Source organism: Adhaeribacter swui (assembly GCF_014217805.1).
Lineage (GTDB): Bacteria > Bacteroidota > Bacteroidia > Cytophagales > Hymenobacteraceae > Adhaeribacter > Adhaeribacter swui.
In genome coordinates, this window is the sequence record NZ_CP055156.1 from 3,061,751 (window position 1) to 3,083,463 (window position 21,713).

At 44.1% G+C, this 21,713-nt stretch carries 14 protein-coding genes and 1 tRNA gene; 11 read left to right on the forward strand and 4 right to left on the reverse strand.

Features of this window, described 5'->3' with window-relative positions; all coding sequences use genetic code 11:
- Window positions 1-131: 131 nt before the first annotated feature.
- Together HUW51_RS13055 and HUW51_RS13060 are read right to left on the reverse strand one after the other, a co-directional pair.
- On the reverse strand, window positions 132-950 hold the full coding sequence (locus HUW51_RS13055) for a 3'-5' exonuclease (RefSeq protein ID WP_185270084.1): 819 nt from the start codon (window positions 948-950) through the stop codon (window positions 132-134).
- Between the two features lie 7 nt (window positions 951-957).
- Window positions 958-2,337, reverse strand: coding sequence for a UDP-N-acetylmuramate--L-alanine ligase (locus tag HUW51_RS13060; protein WP_185270085.1), 1,380 nt, complete (start codon window positions 2,335-2,337; stop codon window positions 958-960).
- A gap of 199 nt (window positions 2,338-2,536) precedes the next feature.
- On the opposite strand from HUW51_RS13060, the gene dnaB reads away from it, so the two are divergent.
- The 11 genes from dnaB (at window position 2,537) to bglX (ending at window position 20,302) form a co-directional block, all read left to right on the forward strand.
- Window positions 2,537-4,117 (forward strand): replicative DNA helicase, encoded by a 1,581-nt coding sequence (gene dnaB, locus HUW51_RS13065; protein ID WP_185270086.1) that lies wholly within the window; start codon window positions 2,537-2,539, stop codon window positions 4,115-4,117.
- A gap of 354 nt (window positions 4,118-4,471) precedes the next feature.
- Window positions 4,472-7,438, forward strand: coding sequence for a SusC/RagA family TonB-linked outer membrane protein (locus tag HUW51_RS13070; protein ID WP_185270087.1), 2,967 nt, complete (start codon window positions 4,472-4,474; stop codon window positions 7,436-7,438).
- A gap of 18 nt (window positions 7,439-7,456) precedes the next feature.
- Window positions 7,457-8,923: a RagB/SusD family nutrient uptake outer membrane protein gene (locus HUW51_RS13075; protein WP_185270088.1), complete on the forward strand. Its 1,467-nt coding sequence runs from the start codon at window positions 7,457-7,459 to the stop codon at window positions 8,921-8,923.
- A 90-nt stretch (window positions 8,924-9,013) separates the two neighbouring features.
- Complete coding sequence (locus tag HUW51_RS13080; RefSeq protein WP_185270089.1) at window positions 9,014-10,633, forward strand: glucoamylase family protein; 1,620 nt, start codon at window positions 9,014-9,016, stop codon at window positions 10,631-10,633.
- 26 nt (window positions 10,634-10,659) lie between these two features.
- Window positions 10,660-12,009 (forward strand): glucoamylase family protein, encoded by a 1,350-nt coding sequence (locus HUW51_RS13085; protein ID WP_185270090.1) that lies wholly within the window; start codon window positions 10,660-10,662, stop codon window positions 12,007-12,009.
- A 64-nt stretch (window positions 12,010-12,073) separates the two neighbouring features.
- Window positions 12,074-12,349: a hypothetical protein gene (locus HUW51_RS13090; RefSeq protein ID WP_185270091.1), complete on the forward strand. Its 276-nt coding sequence runs from the start codon at window positions 12,074-12,076 to the stop codon at window positions 12,347-12,349.
- Between the two features lie 21 nt (window positions 12,350-12,370).
- Window positions 12,371-12,667, forward strand: a complete 297-nt coding sequence (locus HUW51_RS13095) for a hypothetical protein (protein WP_185270092.1) — start codon at window positions 12,371-12,373, stop codon at window positions 12,665-12,667.
- A 172-nt stretch (window positions 12,668-12,839) separates the two neighbouring features.
- A complete protein-coding gene (locus tag HUW51_RS13100; RefSeq protein ID WP_185270093.1) occupies window positions 12,840-15,152 on the forward strand; it encodes a DUF7133 domain-containing protein in 2,313 nt (770 codons plus the stop codon).
- A 946-nt stretch (window positions 15,153-16,098) separates the two neighbouring features.
- On the forward strand, window positions 16,099-16,878 hold the full coding sequence (locus HUW51_RS13105; protein ID WP_228466605.1) for a formylglycine-generating enzyme family protein: 780 nt from the start codon (window positions 16,099-16,101) through the stop codon (window positions 16,876-16,878).
- A gap of 341 nt (window positions 16,879-17,219) precedes the next feature.
- On the forward strand, window positions 17,220-17,882 hold the full coding sequence (locus HUW51_RS13110) for a 3-keto-disaccharide hydrolase (protein WP_228466607.1): 663 nt from the start codon (window positions 17,220-17,222) through the stop codon (window positions 17,880-17,882).
- Between the two features lie 110 nt (window positions 17,883-17,992).
- Entirely contained in the window at window positions 17,993-20,302 is a 2,310-nt protein-coding gene (bglX, locus tag HUW51_RS13115) for a beta-glucosidase BglX (protein ID WP_185270095.1), read from the forward strand.
- Window positions 20,303-20,490: 188 nt separating this feature from the next.
- On the opposite strand, the gene HUW51_RS13120 is transcribed toward bglX, so the two are convergent.
- Window positions 20,491-21,117, reverse strand: coding sequence for a carbonic anhydrase (locus HUW51_RS13120; RefSeq protein ID WP_185270096.1), 627 nt, complete (start codon window positions 21,115-21,117; stop codon window positions 20,491-20,493).
- Between the two features lie 484 nt (window positions 21,118-21,601).
- Window positions 21,602-21,675, reverse strand: a tRNA-Ile gene (locus tag HUW51_RS13125).
- Between the last annotated feature and the right edge of the window lie 38 nt (window positions 21,676-21,713).

Genomic DNA, 21,713 nt, shown 5'->3' on the forward strand with positions numbered 1-21,713 from the left:
TGAAAAGTTTTGATCTAATACACTTTAAAATTTGAATTTATAAGTTTCTGATTCAATTATTTAAATCAATTTTTAGAAATCCAACTTTCTAAACTTTTCAACCTTCCAACTTTTAAACCTTTTAACTAACCTCACCCAATCTTAAAGCTGCCTTTAAAGCTGCGGAGTTTAATGCGGGTGAACACTTTTTTGGTTTGCAGCGGAAAATCGCCTTTCATGAGCCAATCGTAATAATGCGGATCTTTGGCAAAAATTTCTTCCACGGGTACGTTTTTATGCTTGCCAAAATTAAATACTTCCTGACCAGCCGCATTAAATAAAATCCTACCCGATAAATCGGCGGTGTTCTGAAAAGTAAACTTATGCAGCTTCGGAATATCGTTAGTTACGGGGTGTTCTTCTTTGCAATCGGGCGTGGTAACGGTTACATGTTCGTACCTATCCAGTTGCGCTTTTAAAATATCGTAAGTGGCAATAGTATCGGCTTCGGCGGTATGCGCGTGTTCCAGTGGTTTGTTGCAGTAAAACTTGTAAGCGGCCGATAAAGTACGCTGCTCCATCTGGTGGAAAATCCGGCAAACATCTACAATAGAGCGGTTGGTTATGTCAAAATCAATATCTACCCGTAAAAACTCTTCGGCCAGTACCGGAATATCAAATTTTATTAAATTATAACCCGCTAAATCGCAGCCTTTTAAAAAAGCATCTACTTGGTGTGCCACTTTGGCGAAAGTAGGGGCGTCTTTTACGTCGTCGTCGTAAATGTTATGAATTAAACTGGATTCCAGCGGAATAGGAATGGTTGGGTTAATCCGCATGGTACGAATTATTTCTTCGCCGGAAGGCATTATTTTTAACAGGCAAATTTCCACGATGCGGTCGCGGCAAATATCTACCCCGGTAGTTTCCAGATCAAAGAAAACAAGTGGTTTACGCAGGTTCAGTTTCATAGTCGGGTTATTGCTGGCAGATGTGGGTCGTAAGCGCTTGCAGGTCCAGGTTGTCGTAAGTACCCGAACTCATTAATAGTAAATTCTGGTTGGTCCAGTTAAGCGATTTTAAATAATCCGTTAATTGCTGGCTGTCGTTAAAAACCTGAATGTCTTGGTTGCCGAAGGCTTGCTTGATATCTTCGGGCAGCAAGGCAGGCATGCGTTTATGCTCCAGGGTTTTGGGGTTGAAATAAACAATAGGTACATCGGCCCGGCCAAAAGCGCCTTTGTATTGCGGTAAAAATTCTTTGTTTAAGCTGCTAAAAGTATGCAATTCCAGGCAGGCTACCAGTTTGCGGTTCGGGAACTGATTTTTCAAAGCCTCGGTGGTAGCCTTTACTTTAGATGGAGCGTGGGCAAAATCTTTATACACCCGGGCACTATGATTGCCGCCTAAAAATTCGAGCCGCCGCGCTGCTCCTTTAAATGTTTTTAAAGCTTCGTAAAAAGATTGCGGTTTAATGCCTAATTGTTTGCAAACTTCTTTGGCCGCTGAAATATTCCGTAAGTTGTGCTCCCCGAAAATCTGTAATGGAACATCGTCTTTTTTGGTTTGCAGGTAAGTTATGCCATTGTGTACCTGATGCTCGTGTACGGTGTAGCCAATGTATTTTACTACTTCGCTACGCGGCACGGCCACGTGCAGTACTTGTTCGTCGTCTTGGTTGTAAATAAGCGTACCAGCTTTAGGAGTCATTTCGGCAAAAATCCGGAACTGTTCGCGGTACATCTTCGGGTCCGGAAACACATTGATGTGATCCCAGCTAATGCCGCTGATTACCCCAATGTGGTGATGGTATAAATGAAACTTAGGTACCCGTTGAATTGGGGAAGCTAAATACTCGTCGCCCTCGATAATAATAATGGGCGCCTCTTCGGTTAACTTCACCATTAAATCAAAGCCTTCCAGTTGCGCGCCCACGGCATAGTCAAATAACCGGTTGTGGTATTTTAGTACGTGCAGGATAATGGCGGTAATAGAAGTTTTGCCGTGGCTGCCCCCAATAACAATACGTTGTTTGTTGATGGATTGCTGGTAAATAAACTCCGGGAAAGAATAAATTGGAATGTTTAATTCCTGGGCACGAAGCAATTCCGGGTTATCGGCGCGGGCGTGCATACCCAGAATAACGGCATCTAACTCGGGCGTAATTTTCTCGGGAAACCAGCCCATTTCGGCGGGTAATATTCGGGCTGCCTGCAAGCGGTCGTGGGCCGGATTAAAAATTTCGTCGTCGGAACCACTAATATCGAGTCCTTTCTGGTGAAGCGCCAGCGCGAGATTATGCATAATGCTGCCGCCTACAGCTATTAAATGAATGCGTTGCAATTGCGTTGTTTGCATGTAATCGGGGTAAGTCAGAAAACAAATGTACAAATTTTTTTCAGTCTCGCTTCTTTAGAAAAATCCGGGAAATAAGCGGTTGGTTTAAGATGAATTTTTAAAAAATTATTATTCGTTCAGTACCAGCCTCCAAAGCTTTGTGGACGAAAACGTTTATAAATTGTTAATAAGCCAATCGAGAACTTTGTTAGATTTGTGTATGGAGGAAAGTAAAGTAAAGTTTTCGCGCGATGGGAAAACCGCCCGTTGGAATGGAAATAGCAATGGCAAAAGTGGCTTTGCTGTTGGTTTAGGCAAAGTGCCGCCGCAATCTTTGGATTTAGAGGAAGCCGTATTGGGGGCTTTAATGCTCGAGAAAGACGCTTTAACCACGGTTATTGATATTTTAAAGCCCCAAAGCTTTTACAAAGATGCGCACCAGAAAATTTTTAAAGCTATTCTGGCGCTTTTTGATAAATCAGAACCGATTGATATTTTAACGGTAACGCAGCAATTGCGCGAAGACGGGGAACTGGAGTTTGTGGGTGGCCCGTACTACGTCATGAACTTAACTACCCGGATTAACTCGGCGGCCAACGTAGAATTTCACGCCCGGATTATTACCGAGAACTCCATTAAACGCGACTTAATTTCGATTTCCAGCGAAGTAGAAAAACGCGCTTTCGAAGATACCACCGACGTGTTTGACTTGCTCGATTACGCCGAAAAATCGTTGTTTGAAGTATCAGAAGCCAACATCCGCAAAAACTTCGACGATATGCGTTCTTTAATGCACAAAGCCATTAAGGAACTCGAAGAAAAGAAAAACCAGAAAGAAGGTTTAACCGGCGTACCCAGTGGCTTTACTGCTTTGGACCGGGTAACTTCGGGCTGGCAACCTTCGGATTTAGTAATTTTGGCCGCCCGCCCCGCGATGGGTAAAACGGCGTTCGTAGTATCGGCGATGCGTAATGCGGCCGTGGATTTTAGTAAACCGGTAGCTATTTTTTCCCTAGAGATGTCGTCTTTGCAGTTGGTAAACCGATTAATTTCGGCGGAAGCGGAGCTGGAAAGTGAAAAAATTAAAAAAGGGAACCTGGCTGATTACGAATGGGCGCAGCTCAATCATAAAATTTCCAAACTTTCCGAAGCGCCTATTTTTATCGACGATACCCCGGGTTTATCTATCCGGGAATTGCGTACCAAATGCCGCCGCTTAAAAGCCCAGCACGACATCCAGATGATTATCATTGACTACTTGCAGTTGATGACCGGGAACGAAGGCAAAGGCGGTGGTGGTAACCGGGAGCAGGAAATTGCTTCGATTTCGCGGGCTTTAAAAATGCTAGCCAAAGAACTAAGCGTACCAGTTATTGCACTCTCGCAGCTAAGCCGGGCCGTGGAAACCCGCGGCGGCGATAAAAAACCGCAGCTTTCCGACTTACGGGAATCCGGGTCTATTGAGCAGGACGCCGATATGGTAATTTTCTTGTACCGTCCTGAATATTACGGTATTACCGAAGATGAATTAGGTAACCCAACCCAAGGTGTGGGCGAAGTAATTATTGCCAAGCACCGGAATGGTTCTTTGGCTACAGTGCCGCTTAAATTTATCGGTAAGTTTACCAAGTTCGGTGATTTAGAAGGCGATTTTGGCGCGGATCCGTTTGGGGGCAATGCTTTACCACCGAGCAATTTTGATGATCCGTTTGGCGGCGGCAACGCCGTGCGCTTACCCAGCAAAATGAACGGCGACTCCTTACCAAAATCCAGCTTCGACACCGAAGAGCCACCATTCTAGGTTGTATGTTACAAGTTGCAGGTTGAAAATTTAAAATTTTAAAAATTGTTATTTAAAGGGCTATAGCTTTAAGAGTTAATTAGCTGAGAAAAAGCGCCGCTTTAATTAAAGTAAAACGCTTATCGTGCAAAAGCCTCCCGTGGGAGGCTTTTGTATTTTCTGCCCCAGAGTAAATATCTGAGGTCTCCCACAAAACAATTTTTTAAAAATTCTGAAATAAAAAGTCCTGATCGACAAGAAGAAAACGTTTGTTTTTGTTTAAAACGCAAAAAAACTAAGTTTTCCGGTTATCAAAATTTAAAATGGGCGTATACAGGAGGTATAAAATATCTGTTTCCATCTTAAAACAATAGTATGAAAAAATACCTTTTACTGTTATTTTATCTGTTTAGTGTTCCATTGCTTTATGCCCAAGATGCTGCGCCTATTTCGGGTCGGGTTACTGATGCCAAAACGGGCGAAGCTTTAATTGCGGTAAGCGTTTTAGTGAAAGGAACCACTTCTGGCGCTCAAACAGATGTAGACGGTAACTTTACCGTAAATGCCCCTGCCAATGCCACTCTCGTATTTAGCTACATTGGTTACCAGCAACAAGAAGTACCGGTTAATAACCGCACCACCATTAACGTTCAGTTAGCCACCGATGCTACCCAATTAAACGAAGTAGTAGTAGTGGGTTATGGTACCCAGCAAAAGCGCGATGTAACGGGCTCTATTGCCTCGGTAAAAAGCGAGGAAATTGTGCGGCAATCGTCGCAAAACCCGGTGAGCTCTTTACAGGGGCGGGTTGCTGGGGTGCAAATTACTAACTCCGGTGCGCCCGGAGCTTCGCCGCAAATCCGGATCCGGGGAGCTGGCTCGGCCCAAGGTGGGGTAGAGCCGCTATATGTAGTAGATGGTACTTTCGTATCGGATTTAAGTTTTTTAAACCCGGCCGATATTGAATCCATGGAAATCCTGAAAGATGCTTCCAGCGCTTCTATCTACGGTTTACGGGCCGCTAACGGGGTAGTGCTCGTTACCACCAAAAGAGGTAAAGCAGGTCAGGTTACTTTAAATTATAACGGCTTTGCCGGTATTCAAAAAGTGACTAACAAACTCGAAATGACGAACTCGCAGGATTATGCCACTTTAGTAAACGAAAAAACCGGTGCCAATACAGTGCCGCTTAATTTACCCACTACTGATTGGTACGACCAGGTTTTACGGACGGCGCAAATCCACAACCACCAGGCAACCGTTTCGGGCGGTTCAGAACGGGTAACCTTTAGCGTTAGCGGAGGTTATTTAAACCAGCAAGGTATTGTAAAAGGCAATGATTACGAAAGAATTACCGCCCGTTTACAAACCGATGTAAAATTGAGTAACCGCATTAAAGTAGGTTATAACGCCATTTTTAATAATTATAAGTCTAAAGATATTCCGGGTGATATTTTTTACCAGGCTTTTGTGGCCCCACCCGTGCTCCAGGTGCGGCGGGCTGATGGTAATTACGGCGATCCGGCCGATGTAGGTTTAGGTAACTTTTCTAACCCGCAAGCTTCTTTGGATTGGTTTAACCAAAAATCAAATGGCCAGCGGTTAACCAGTAACGTTTTCGGGGAATGGAATTTTTTTAAAAATTTTACTTTCCGGACTAGCCTGGGTTTAAACTATGGCATGAATGAGTACCGGAATTATTTATCCAAAGACTCTTTAACCACAACCCAAATTGCCCGCCGCAGCCGCTTAGAAAAATTCCGGAGCAAATTTACCAGTTGGCTTTGGGAAAATACCTTAACCTACCAGCGTACTTTTGGCGATCACGACGTGACTGCTTTATTAGGTACTTCGTCGCAGGAAGACCGTTCAGAAGTTTTTACCGGTTCGGTAAACGACGTGGTTTATGAAACCGAAGCGAATCTTTATTTAGGCCTAGGTGATCCGGAAACCTATAATATTGTAAATACCGGCGATCGGTCTACTTTTAATTCTTATTTTGGTAGGATTAACTACACGTTTAAAAACCGTTATCTATTAACGGCTACGTTGCGCTACGATGGTTCCTCTAAGTTCCCGAGGGGCGACCGGCGCGATTACTTTCCATCGGCGGGTTTAGGCTGGATTGTTTCGGAAGAATCTTTCATGAAAGAACAGCAAATCTTTGATTATTTTAAGCTTAGAGCCAGTTGGGGAAAATTAGGTAACAACAACATTCCGTCTAACATTTACACGCAAACCGTAAACCGCGATCCGCGTTATACCGCTTTCTACGGAGGCATACCTTACGTGGGGGCCAGTATTACTACCGTAGTGCCGCCCACCTTATTGTGGGAAGTAGTAAAAGAAACCGACTTAGGTGCTGAATTTGCTTTCCTGGATAACCGCTTAAACGTGGAAGCCGATTGGTACGATAAGAAAACAGAAAACGCCATTTTTGAAGTGCCAATTCTGGGTTCGCAAGGAACCTCCAGCAGTACTACTTTAGGCAACTACGCTACTTTCCGTAACCGGGGTTTTGAGTTTGCTGCCCGCTGGAACGACGAAGTAGGATCAGAATTCCGGTATAATGTAGGTTTCAATTTTTCCAGAAACAAAAACCAGGTAGTAAGTCTGGCTACGGGCAACTCGGTATTGTACAATGGTAACTTGCCGGTGGGCGGCTACCAAGTAACCATTTCGCGGGTAGGCGATCCGATTGGTTCTTATTACGGCTACGTAGTTGATGGTATTTTCCAGAACGAGCAAGAAGTAGCAGCCTCGGCACAAACCGGTGCTAAACCAGGTTCGTTCCGTTACCGCGATTTAAACGGTGATAATAAGATAGACGCTAATGATAAAACCATTATTGGTAATCCTAATCCTGGTTTTATTTATGGTATTACCACTGGTTTTTCGTACAAAAGCTTCGATTTACAACTAGATATTCAAGGGGTAGCTGATGTAGATTTATATAACGGTAACCGCAACGTGCGGTACGGAAACGAAAACTACTCACAGGATTTCTTCGAAAACCGTTGGCACGGACCAGGTACTTCCACCAATTATCCTTCCGCCGATTTAACCGGTACGAACTTAGATCCTAACAGTTTTTACGTGGAAAAAGGCGATTATGTCCGGATCCGGAACTTACAGTTAGGATATAATTTACCTGCCGGCTTAATGAAGCAATGGAAAGTGCAAGCCTTACGTATTTTCTTAAACTCCCAAAATCCGGTTACCATCTTTAAGTACAATGGTTTCTCGCCCGAAGTAGGTGGAACGCCGATTAGTGCCGGTATCGATCGCAACGTGTATCCGCTATCAGCTACCTATAACTTAGGTGTTAATGTTACTTTTTAATTATTAGGAAACCTGTTTATGAAAAATATATTTTATAATACAAAACGTAAATCATTTATTTTAATCAGTGCGCTTACCGTTGGAGGATTATATTCTTGTAAAGAATCTTTTCTGGATGTTCCCCCCGAAGGTCAAGCCGTTACGGAAACATTCTTCATCACGCAGGAGCACGCCTTGCAATCGGTTAATGCTATTTATGGCAATTTGCGCGAATGGAATGTAATAGCCTTTGCCCATTTGGCGGTAACTACCATTAGCTCCGACGATGCTGAGAAAGGCAGCGTACCCGGGGATGCTGGTTTCTTAGATTTATACGATAACTTAACTTTTACTTCCACCGAAGGTACTCTCAATGGGTATTGGTCGGGGCAGTACCAAGGCATTAACTTGTGTAACCAAACCCTGAATAAAATACCGGCCATTTCCATGGACGAAAATCTAAAAACCCGTCTGTTGGCCGAAGCTAGATTTATCCGGGCTTATCATTACTTTAATCTGGTGCGGACTTTTGGTGGCGTACCTTTAGTTACCAAAGAACCCGAAACAGCCGAAGAATTAAATCCGGTGCGTGCCTCCAAAGAAGAAGTTTATGCTTTTATCACGGAAGATTTAACCCAGGCTTCTCAGGTTTTGCCGGCCACCTACGATGCTGCAAACCGCGGCCGTGCTACCAAAGGCGCTGCCTTAGCTATGTTGGCCAAAGTAAAACTATACCAGGGTGCCTGGGCCGATGTCGTAAACCTGACAGAACAAGTGCAAGGTTTAGGCTATTCGTTAACACCGGATTTTAACCAGATATTTAGAATTTCCGGCGAAAACAACAGCGAGTCTATTTTTGAAATTCAATCGCAGACTTTAGCCGGAAATTGCGGTGCCGCCAATAGCCAGTGGGCCGAAGTACAAGGCGTAAGAGAGCAATTTGGCTGGGGATTCTCTATCCCGACCGAAGATCTAGAAAAAGCCTTTGAACCAGGCGATGTAAGAAAAGACGCTACCATTCTTTACCGGGGTGAGTTAACCCCCGAAGGAGACCAGATTAAAGCAACGGCTCCAAACCCGCGATACAACCAAAAAGCTTACGTGCCCAGCACCGTAACCCAGGATTGCGGTTATGGCCGAGACCAGAACGTACGGATACTTCGTTTAGCTGATGTTTTGTTAATGCACGCCGAAGCTGCCAACGAACTAGGTCAAACCGATAAAGCGCTAAATTCCTTAAACCAAGTGCGGCAAAGAGCCAAGTTAGATCCGGTAACCTTTACTACCAAAGAAGATTTAAGAGAAAAAATCTGGCATGAGCGCCGGGTAGAATTAGCCCTCGAAAACGGCGACCGCTTTTTTGATATAGTGCGTGAAGGCAAAGCTCAACAGGTTTTCCAAAACATCGGAAAAACTTTTGTGCCGGGTAAAAACGAGTTATTTCCGATTCCGCAAACCCAAATTACTTTAAGCGGCGGTACCCTTACTCAAAACCCAGGTTACTAGAATTCTAAAATTTTAAAAATTTAAAAAATCAGGAAGTCAATCTATTTGGCTTCCTGATTTTTATTCTAAAAGCCCTTATACCAGTAAAGAATGACTTACTCCCGCTTGCCTTATTTATACCTGTTATTCATAATTACCTTAATTTCCTGCAAGGCAAAGGAAGAAGAAGTTGTAACTCTGCCCGTGTTACCCCCGGTGGTAACTCCGACTACCCCGGATAAAGAAATACTGGACAAGGTACAACAAGCTACCCTGCAATATTTTTGGGAATACGCGCACCCGGTATCGGGCATGGCCCGCGAACGCACCGGTTCTGGTGATTTAGTTACCAGTGGCGGCACCGGGTTTGGCATTTCGGCTTTAATTGTAGGGGTAAACCGCGGTTGGATTAATCGTGCGGAAGCCGTAGATCGCCTCACTAAAATGTGCGAATTTTTAAAAAATGCTGACCGTTTTCATGGCGCTTGGAGCCATTGGTTGGATGGCAGTACCGGAAAAGCAATTGCTTTTAGCCCCAAAGATAACGGGGGCGATTTAGTAGAGACATCTTTTTTAATCAATGGCTTATTAACGGCCCGGGCTTACTTTAACGGGGCCGATGCGAAAGAAACAGAACTGCGCCAAAAGATTACCCAACTGTGGGAAACCGTAGAATGGGATTGGTACGCTTCGCGTGGCGACGGCCAATTATACTGGCACTGGAGTCCGGAATACAACTGGGAGATGAACCTGCCCATCCGGGGCTGGAACGAATGTTTGATTACCTACATCCTGGCTTTAAGTTCTCCTACGCACGCCATTTCGCCGGCCGTTTATCAAAATACTTTTCAAGGATCAGGTTTTGTCAACAGCCAGGTATATCAGGGTTATGCGTTAAATATCGGCACCAGTTATGGCGGACCTTTATTTTTCGCGCATTATTCATTTTTAGGATTAGACCCACGCCAGATGCAGGACCAGTACACCAACTATTGGCAGCACAATGTAAAGCATACGCTCATTAATCGCGCTTATTGTTTATACGAAGCGCCAAAGGCTTACGGTTATCAAGCTGGTCTATGGGGACTCACGGCTTCCGACGACCCAGAGGGGTACAAAGCACATCAGCCGATGGATGATAATGGTACTGTTTCCCCAACAGCGGCTATCAGTTCTATGCCTTACACACCCTATTATTCCATGCAGGTGCTGCGCTATATGTACACCACTTTAAATAACCAGGTTTATGGCAAATACGGCTTTTACGATGCTTATAACAAACCCCGGGGCTGGGTCGCCAAAGATTATCTGGCCATTGACCAGGGGCCAATTGTGATAATGATTGAAAATTACCGGAGCGGATTACTCTGGGATTTATTTCATCAAATACCCGAAATACAAACCGGTTTAACAAAAGCCAACATAAAGCAACCAAATTCCGAGACCGGCTTTTATCTGGCCATTCCGGAAATCAGATCCGGTGTATACGACTTGTTAAAACACCCCGACCAAAACCAATACCCGATAGATGTAGCAATACAAGCAGCCGGAAACTTTACTTTAACTTTAGAAAAAGAAGATGGCTCAATGGCGGAAACAATCTGGCAAACAGAACAAAAAGGCCCCGGTTTATACCCCGTTAATTTTGGCGAAAACGTACCGGCCGGAAAATATACTTTAAAACTCAGTAGTGCGGCCGGCGAGAAAATATTAGCCGTTTACCTGCACTAAATTTTAAAAATTTAAAAAATCAGTTTATGAAAAACGTTTTTCTAGTTCTAATCTGTTTTTTAACAATGCCGGGCTTGCTCCTGGCGCAAAAAAATAAATCTAAAAATACAACCAATATTTTCGACAGCTCCCGACCTAAAAACCTATCGGATGAGCAATTACTGGATATAGTGCAGAAACAAACTTTTGCTTATTTCTGGGATTTTGCGCACCCGGTAAGCGGCATGGCCCGCGAACGCAGCAATAAATCTTTTGATTACGGCGACGAAGTAGTAACCACCGGCGGAACGGGCTTCGGGTTAATGGCGATTATTGTGGCTGCCGAGCGGGGCTGGATTACGCGCCAGCAAGCCGCCGAACGTACTTTAAAAATAGTAAATTTTCTCTGGAAAGCCGATCAATTTCACGGCGTGTTTCCGCATTGGCTCGATGGGGCTACTGGCAAAGTAATTCGGTTTAGCCAGAAAGATGATGGGGGCGATTTAGTAGAAACGTCGTTTTTATTCCAAGGCCTCATTTGCGCCCGCCAGTACTTCACCCAAAATAACCCCACCGAAAGCCAACTGCGCAATAAAATTCTGTGGATGTGGGAAGGCGTAGAATGGAACTGGCACACGCAGGGCGGACAGAATGTGTTGTATTGGCACTGGAGCCCCAACCAGGGCTGGAGCATGAACCACCAGATCCGGGGCTGGAACGAATGTTTAATTACCTACGTGTTGGCGGCTTCGTCTCCTAAGTACCCCATCGATCCAAAAGTTTACCACCAGGGTTGGACGAGCAGTAATTTCTTCCGCAACGACCGGGAGTTTCTGGGTATTAAACTGCCACTCGGCTTTGATTACGGCGGGCCATTGTTCTTTACACATTATTCATTTCTGGGACTCAACCCGAAAGGATTAAAAGATCAATACGCCGATTACTGGCAGCAAAATTTAAATCATACCTTAATTAACCGGGCCTATTGCCTCGAGAACCCGAAAAAGTTTAAAGGCTACGGCCCCAACAGTTGGGGTTTAACCGCCAGCGACAACCATCAAGGCTACGGAGCGCATTCGCCTACCGAAGATTTAGGCGTAATAACGCCTACCGCTGCGCTTTCAGCTTTCCCGTACACGCCGGAGTATTCCATGCAGGCGCTCAAACATTTTTACAACGATTTAGGCGATAAAATCTGGAGCAAATACGGCTTTGTGGATGCTTTTAACGAAACCGAAAATTGGTACGCCAAATCGCACTTAGCTATTGATCAGGGCCCCATTATCGTGATGATTGAAAACTACCGCACCGGTTTAATCTGGAAATTATTTATGAGTTCGCCGGATGTGCAGCAAGGTCTGAAAAAGTTAGGTTTTCAAAGTCCGGAGTTGAAGTAAGATTAGAAAAAAAATAGCAGCACCTTATTTTTAACAGGACAAATAGCTAATTAAATGGATGTTTATGATAGTGATAAAAATATTTGAATTACAACAATTCTATGAAAGGTGGAATGAAAAACTTAATTCATATACAACTCAAAATCTTAATGATGTATTTGATAAGTTTTTCTCACTTTTTGTTATTTATAATAGAGTTTACAATGTAGTAGAAGTTATTCTCAATGAAGAAGGAAAGCTTGTTGAATTAAAAAGTCTCGGGCTAATCGATAAAAAAAGAAAAAAAGTTTTGGATAATCAAGCAGCAACTATATGCATTGCTTATTATTTGAAAGATTAAACTGAATTGATAATCAATGATTTGAAATTAGAGATAAACACTTTTAAGAGTATTATTAAAGAAGAAAAATTTTATATTGATTTATATTATGGAGAACCACAAAGAGCAAAAGATTTAGATTTATTATATGGCCTAAATTCTTTTGATGCTTTTGAACAACTTAAATCCTTACTAATTATTTTATATAATTTACGTTGTAATTTGTTCCATGGAGAGAAAGGTTATCATCCAAACCAAATAGAAATACTTCAGCCTGCAATCAATAGTTTGGTAATAATAAATTCAAGATTGATGAACAAACTAAATTCAGATTATTAAAATATTCATTGCCCAATATTGCATTTTTTGTTCATAAGTTAAATTTCCATGCTATCCCTTTAAGCAGCAAATAGTTTATATACATTTTTGTCTAAATCTCGAAATATAATCCAATTCATATAAGGTTTAAGCCTTAAAACGTTGGTAAATTATTAAATTAGTAAATTTTGGTATGTCCGTATTTTTAAAATTTAAAAAATATATCGCGCCTAAGTCTTTTTTTGCGGTGATAATAGCCCTAAGTTTTTGGGGAAACGGCTGTTCTTCGGGTAGTAAAGATTCAGTTACTAAAAGCCAGGCAACGCCCGAGCCGCCGTTCGAGCGTGTGGTGGTAGATAAAGATCCGCCGGTAGCTCCGTTGTCGCCGGAAGAAAGCATGAAAAAAGTACAGTTGCCGCCCGGTTATAGCTTGGAATTAGTGGCGAGTGAACCGATGGTGCAGGAGCCGGTAGCCATGGCCTGGGACGGAAACGGCCGCTTGTACGTGGCCGAAATGAATACGTACATGAAGGACGCTCTGGGCTCTGGGCAGTACGATCGTACCAGCCGTATCAAACGCCTGGAAGATACCGACGGCGACGGCAAAATGGATAAATATACCATCTTTATTGATAGTCTGCTTTTGCCCCGGGTAGTACTGCCAATTGGCGATCAGTTGCTGGTGCAGGAAACCAACGTGCAGCACATCTGGAGTTACCGCGACACCAATAATGATGGCAAAGCCGATGAAAAGAAAATGGTTTTCCGGAATGATGTACAAGACGTGCGGAACCTGGAACACCAAAATGGAGGCTTGCTCTGGAACCTCGACAACTGGATTTACCCCACCCGCGACAATTTGCGTTACAAGTACCAGAACGGAAAGTTAATCGCCGATACCCTGGTAGATAACATGATTGGCCAATGGGGACTTACCGCCGATAATTATGGACGTTTGTTTTACTCCGAAGCCGGACCAGGTTTACCCGCCGTGCAAATTCAACAAATGCCGGCGTATGGCGCGTTAAATTTTAAAGATCAATATACGCCTGAATTTGCGATTCCGTGGCCGATTATTGGTACGGTAGATGCGCAAGGCGGAAAAGAAGCCTTGCGGCCCGAAGATAATACGCTTAACCATTTTACCTCCGGTTGCGGCCAATCTATTTTCCGGGGCGATCGTTTACCCGCCGACATGCAAGGCGATTACTTTATCCCGGAACCGGTAGGCCGGGTAATTAAACGCGGTAAAGTATCGAACAAAGAGGGTAAGATTTACATCAAAGATGCCTACGAGAAAAAAGATTGGCTGGCTTCCGCCGATATGAATTTTCGACCGGTTAATACCAATACGGGTCCGGATGGTTGTTTTTATATTGTAGATATGTACCACGGCATTATTCAGGAAAGCGAGTGGTCGGGTCCTGGGTCTTACTTAGGTGGTGTAATTGCCGAAAAAGGCTTAGATAAAAACCGGGGCATGGGCCGCATTTACCGCGTGGTACACAAAGATTTTAAACCCGATACCAACCTGCCGAAAATGTTAAACGAACCGAGTAGCCAACTGGTAAAATACTTAAATCACCCGAACGGTTGGTGGCGCGATAATGCGCAGATTTCATTGATTGTGCGCAACGATCAATCGGTAGTACCGGCTTTAAAGAAAATGGCCTCGGCTAAAGAACAATCCAACCACCTGGCCCGCATTCATGCCCTGTGGACGTTAGAAGGTTTAAATGCGATAGATAAAGCCACATTGTTTCAGGCTTTGGCCGACGAAGAACCGCAGGTAAGAAAAGCTGCCGTTTGGATCAGTGAGAAATTCCTGGCGAAAAACGATCCGGAAGTAATTCAAAAATTAAGCACCCTGAAAGACGACCCCAGCGCTGATGTCCGGATTCAACTGGCCTTATCCCTGCGGACAAATAAAACTGAAGCGGCGCAAACTACGGTTAAAAATTTAATTGCGGCTAACCCGAACAACGAGTTAATGCAATATTCCTACACCACTTTTATGGAGTCGCAGAAATCCATAGCCGCCGAAAAAGCCAGGTCTAAAAACTTGAGCCCCGCAGACCGGCAATTAGTAGCCAAAGGCTCGGTAATTTTCAAACAACTTTGCTCCAGTTGCCACGGTCCGGATGGTAAAGGCCGGTCTTTGGGTGGCGGCCAAATGCCCGCTCCGCCATTAGCGGGTTCACCGCGGGTAAAAGGCGATAAAATTCTGCTGATTCAATTATTATTAAACGGCTTAAAAGGGCCGGTAGACGGCAAAACCTATCCGGACATTATGCCGGCCATGGGCCATAACGACGACGAATGGATTGCCTCGGTGCTGAGCTACGTGCGGAACAGTGGCGAAATCGGGAATAATGCCTCCGTCGTAACCGCCGAAGAAGTGAAAAAAGTGCGCGCCAACACCCCCAAAATTCCCGAAGGCATGACCCTGCAAATGCTCGAAATCTTTAAACTAGGCCGCAACGAAAACACCAACTGGGCGAAGTAGGAGTTGCAGGCTACAGGTTGCAAGTTGCAAGTTGCAAGTTGTAGGTTATGGGTTTTGAGTTGTAGGTTTTAGGTTGTTGGGAAAAGGCAAAGGTTTATTATCCCGAATCCAATTTTTAAATTTCAAAAAATGAATGTGTGGTAATTCAAGCTCCAAAGCTATTTCGCCCTGGTTAGTGTCTTCACTAACCAGCAAGTAGTCCGACTTAAAAGCATGGCTGGTTGGTGAAGACACCAACCAGGGCAAGGGAGCTAGCTAATTTATTTTTAAGATTCTAAACAGCACTAGACCTGAAAGGAGATGGTAATAGTTAAGTCTGTAGCACTTTGTAAAATTTAATAATTAATTATATCGAAAGTAATAGTAATTAAAAGCTGTAGCTAAGTGCAACCGACACCAGTTTGGCTATTGAGGGCCTTCTAAGGTTCCGGTGTGGCGCAAAGCCACATTCCGCAGACGGAGTCGAGGAAAGGAAGCTTAGACCGCCCGAAAGAGCCAAACGAGGCCCGCCGGCCACGAGGCAAAACTTGTATCCAGCAAGTTAGATAGCACCTAAGCCTGGAGACTTGAAAAGGCTCTAAGTAATAAAGGTAAAAGACTGAATTTTTAAAAAATTACTTTTCGCAGCTTGCTTAAGCCGATGCGGGTTCCGGCTAAAGCCGGAGTAAAGTCACAGACTTTACATTATAGGTAGGCCCAAGTTTAAAAACTTGCGCCAGTGAATAACAGTGAATCAAAGGAAAGCAAATTAGATAGTACTGTATCCGGGAACTTGACAAATGCTCCGAGTAAAATAGAGAAAAGTCAACCACCCCTGCCCCTCCTAATCCTAGGAGGGGAGCTTAGAGTTAAATCATTTTAAAAATTACAAATGCGTTGTCTTACTTCATCAATCAAATCTAACTTCTTAATCAAACCGGTAATTAAAGTTGGTTTAATCCTTCTCTTGTTACCAATAAAACTCCTGGCCCAACCCGCTACTTTCACGAATAAGTTCGGAATGGAGTTCGTGTTGATAAAGCCGGGCAGTATGGTAGTGGGTAAGTTTCAGCCGGGAGTAGGGGAGCCGCCTAAAGAGAAATTAAACCGCCCGACCTTGCCACCAAGCGCGTATAAAACAGCCGCCGAAATGTCGCAAAAAGCAGCAATGCCGGGCTTTACGGTTCAGCTAAATAAGCCTTATTACATCGGTAAGTTTGAAGTAACCCAAGAGCAATGGCAGAAAATAATGGGCAGTAACCCGGCTTTTTTTAAAAAAGATAAAGTAAAAGATGATGCCGCCAGGCACCCCGTCGAAAACATTACCTGGCAGGATGCTCAGGCATTCGTTAAAAAATTAAATGCTTTGGATAAGCAGCACACCTACCGCTTGCCCACCGAATTTGAATGGGAATACGCCGCACGAGCCGGAGCTGAAGAAGATATTGCCTGGTCCGATATTAACCAACTAGCGGTTTTAGGCGGTACCACCACCAGCCCGATTGGGCAGAAAAAGCCAAATGCCTGGGGAGTTTACGACATGCTCGGCAACGTGTGGGAGTGGGTGCAGGATTACTACAACGAGAAAATATTTGCCGACCCAGTACCTCCTAAGTCCGGAAAAGAACACGTTTTGAAAGGCGCCTCTTTTACCGGCGATGTTAAAAACGCCACGTACATGACCCATGCCGCCGGACCCGGCAATGGTTTTGACGTAGGAGTGCGGTTGGTAATGGAAAAACGTTGATGAGTTAAGAGTTATGAGTTAAAAGTTATGAGTTAAAAGTTATAAGTTAAAAGTTTGGAATTACTGAATGTTTGGACTAAGGATTAAGTGGGAGTATTGGCGTCTTACATTTAAAATTTTTAAAATATTAATTTATCTGACTTTCTCTGGCGCCAGTTTAGCGGAGCGTAACTGGTGTCTACATATAGTTGCCAGTTTGTAACTGGCGGAAGTTGCTGATAGATTTCCACAAAACATTCATTCTGATTCTATTCTGAAGCAATATTTTAAGTTTCTAAAACTGTACTAAATAAATCATGCAAATAAAAAGTATCCTAATCCTGGTTTTAACAACTTTTCTAATGCCGGATAGCTGGGCGCAAGTACCAGCGGGTTATAAGTCTATCTTTAACGGGAAAGACTTACAAGGCTGGCATATCAGTCGCACCACGCACCAGGGCACTACCCCTGATATACGGGTAGAAGAAGGCGCAATTGTAATCCGGCAGAATCCGTATGGGCAGGGCGGCGTGTTGCTCTCCGATAAAAAATTTAAAAATTTTGATTTGTACCTCGAAGCTAAGATTGATTCGTTTACCAATGGGGGCATTTTTATCCGTTCTTCCGAAAGCGGAATTGCCTACCAGATTGAGCTAGACGAAAGCGCTGGCAGCACCGGTAATTTGCTCGGCGAGCGTATGCCGGTTAGTCGCGGAGCAAAAACTGCCGGACGCGAAAAAGTATGGCGGGCCAATGACTGGAACTCGTTCCGGATCCGGATGGTAGGGGAGGTGCCGCATATTACTTTGTGGATTAATGGCGTGCAAATGTGGGACGTTACCCAACCTAAAAATGATTTTATTGCCGGCGCTACGCAGGGAATGATTGGGCTACAATCGCACTGGACCGCCTTGTATTCGTCTACGGTAGTTGGTTGGAATATTTTGGATTCCTGGGCACCGGGCGCTACCCACCGCTTCCGCAACATTGCCATTAAAGAACTGCCCGATAATCTAAAAGAATAAATCAGCAAATCCATACCATAAAAACAAAAGCCGCATAACCTCCGCCAGTTTAAAATCGGTATAAAGAATACCGGTTTAACCGGTATTTCTATTATTTAAATGTGCGGCTTATGAAACTGTCTTTTTCGTTTCTTCTATTATCCTGTATCCTTCTCGTTTTTTCTGCTGAAGCCCAGAAAAAGAAACCAACCACCGCTGCTAACCCGGAACAGGCCATGAATGCCTTTGTGCGCGATTTAATGGCCAAAATGACGCTGGAAGAAAAAATTGGCCAACTCAATTTAGTTTCGGTGGGTTTTGATGTAACCGGGCCGATTGTGAGCCAGAACGTAGAAGAAAATATCCGGAAAGGTTTAGTGGGCGGCGTTTTTAATACGTTTACCCCGGTCGCGGTGCGTAAACTGCAGGAACTGGCCGTTAAGCAAACCCGCTTGCACATTCCCCTTTTGTTTGGTTACGATGTGGTGCACGGCCATAAAACCATATTGCCCATTCCGCTGGGTTTAGCGGCTACCTGGGATATGGCAGCCATTGAGCGCAGTGCCCGCATAGCCGCCGAAGAATCCAGTGCCGACGGTTTAAACTGGGTATACTCGCCCATGGTAGATATTGCCCGCGATCCGCGCTGGGGCCGCATTGCCGAAGGTTCCGGCGAAGATACCTGGTACGGCGCACAAGTCGCCAAAGCCATGGTAAAAGGTTACCAGGAAAACGATTTAGCCCGCGATAATACCGTAATGGCCTGCGTGAAACATTTTGCTTTGTACGGTGCCGCCGAAGCAGGCCGCGATTATAACACCGTAGATATGAGTTTGCAACGCATGTTTCAGGAATATTTGCCGCCCTACAAAGCGGCCATTGATGCCGGCGTAGGTAGCGTTATGACTTCTTTTAACGAAATAAACGGCGTGCCCGCTACCGCAAACCCCTGGCTGTTAAATGACTTGCTCCGCAAACAATGGGGTTTTAAGGGCTTGGTAGTAACAGATTATACCGCCATTAACGAATTGGTAGCGCACGGCATTGGTAAAAACGAATACGAAGTGGGGCAACAAGCCCTAGCTGCTGGTTCTGATATGGATATGGTGGGCGAGGTGTACCTGAAAAACTTGGGCAAACTGGTAAAAGACGGTAAGCTAAGTACTGCGCAAATAGATGCGGCTTGTCAGCGGGTTTTAGAAGCTAAGTACAAGTTGGGTTTATTTACCGACCCGTATCGCTACGCCAATGAGAAACGCGCAAAAGCGACAATTTTAAAAAAGGCGTTTATCTCGGATGCCCGCGACATTGCCCGTAAGAGTATGGTTTTACTTAAAAACGAAAAGAACGTATTGCCCCTGAAAAAATCCGGCACTATTGCCCTGATTGGACCATTAGCCCGGAACCAGCGCGATATGATTGGTAACTGGAGCGCTGCCGGCGACTGGAAAAGAGCCGTTTCGGTAGAGCAAGGCATTAAAACTGTAACCGGCGGCAAAGTGAACATCGCCTATGCCAAAGGCGCTAACTTTACCGACGATACCTTACTTATCCGGCGGTTGAATGCCCACGGGGGCGAGTTGAAAATAGATAAACGAGCACCGGAGGAAATGATTCAGGAAGCCGTAAAAGTGGCCCTTACTGCCGATGTGGTAGTAGCCGTAGTGGGCGAATCGCAGGGCATGACCGGCGAAGCCGCGAGCCGCGCCGATATAGGTTTACCCGGTCGGCAACTCGATTTATTAAAAGCATTAAAACAAACCGGTAAACCCTTGGTAGTGGTTCTGATGAACGGTCGGCCATTAACTCTGCCCTGGGAACAAAATAATGCCGATGCTATTCTGGAAACCTGGTTTGCCGGCACCGAAGCCGGCAATGCCATTGCCGATGTTCTTTTTGGTGACTACAATCCTTCCGGAAAAATTACGGCTACTTTTCCGCAAGTAGTAGGGCAGGTGCCTATTTACTACAGCCATAAAACCACCGGGCGGCCTTACGGTGGGGAGCTATTGGATAAATACAAATCCCGGTACCTGGATGTATCTAACGAACCGTTGTTCCCCTTTGGTTTTGGCTTGAGTTATACCACTTTTAATTATTCCAAACCGCAACTAAATAAAACAACCTTTCGGCCCAATGAGCCTGTGGAGGTAAAAGTTGATGTTAAAAATACCGGCAATTTCGACGGGGAAGAAGTGGTGCAATTATACATTCAGGATTTGGTTGGCTCGGTAACCCGTCCGGTAAAAGAATTAAAAAACTTTCAGAAAATATTCCTCAAAAAAGGCGAAACCCGTACCGTTACTTTCAAAATTACCAGCGAAGATCTTAAGTTTTACAACAATCAACTGCAGTACGGGTATGAACCCGGCGATTTTAAAGTTTTTGTCGGCACCAACTCCCGCGACGTGCAGGAAGTTGGTTTTACCTTAACAGAGTAATATTTTCCGATTCTGACGTAAGCGGTGATAAAATGGGAAAAAGTTTATGATTACTGGTTAGTGAAATTAGAAGAAGACCAACCTAACAGTGAAGGAAAAGAAAGTTTCCATGTTTTTTTTGTGGGAAGCTTTCTTTCCCCCAGCCAGGTTTTAGGTAAGTAATCAGCCAAACACGTTTCCGTTCTATTTTAATCGAGATGATAAATTTCCTTTATGTTTTCTAATAGCTTTATAAAGTCAATGCGCAAGTCGATCAATTTTCCCGAATGGACATCAAAAACCCAGCCGTGAACCGTAAGATCACGATCCCGTCGAGCTCTTTGTACTTCGGCCGTTTTGAGGATATTGATACATTGTTCTTCAACATTCAGTTCTACTAATCTTTTATAGCGTAGTTCTTCGTCTTCAATCCCGTTTAATTCATCCTTATGCATTCGGTATACGTCCCGAATATTTCGCAACCAGGGATTTAATATCCCCAAATCTTCTGATTTCATAGCAGCTTGAACGCCTCCACAATAATAATGACCGCAAACCACTATATGGTCTACCTGCAGGTGTAACACGGCATAGTTCACCACGGACATGACCCCGAGATCTGTATTGGGAACCATATTCGCGATGTTTCTAAGCACAAATACTTCCCCCGGTGAAACCCCCATCAGTTCTTCGGCAGTTACCCGGCTATCGGAACAGCCAATGTAAAGGATACCGGGCTTTTGTCCTTTGGAGAGATCCCGGAAGTAATTGGGCTCGGTGCTAAGCTTTGTTTGCACCCATTTTTCATTGTTTTTAAAAATTTGTTTAATATCCATCTTATTAAATATTTTTTGAATAGAATGTTTTAACCCACTACATACTTAAAATTAGGTATCGATTTGCCCCTTATCACACCCGTATAGTTGGGGTCTATACGCTGGAAAAAACAGTACTGTTTTGAAGCAGTGTTGCTGCTGCGCTTGAACTTCGGCTAGTTGCCGTTTTATTTAATGGGGATCTTCGAGTAGCGTCATATGCAAAGATATTTTTGGTCGATAATACTTCAATAACCGGATTTTGTAGTACCAGCAATTCCATCTTTGCAAGATGGATCCCGAAACCTAATGCTACTGAATAGATTGCTGAAGGGTTTACTAAAGATTTTAATATTCTCTGTACAGAAATCTTTATCCTAAGACCTAATCAAATTAATAATTCACATTAACTACTTACTTTTCCTAAACCCACAATGTTTATCAAATTGTGTGCAAATAAAAAAGCACTTACCAGATTTCTCTGTGTAAGTGCTTGATACTGAAGTGGGCCCACCTGGAATCGAACCAGGCACCTACTGATTATGAGTCAGTTGCTCTAACCGAATGAGCTATAGGCCCGTCAAAAAGAGTTTTGCTACTTTTTGATTTTGGGAGTG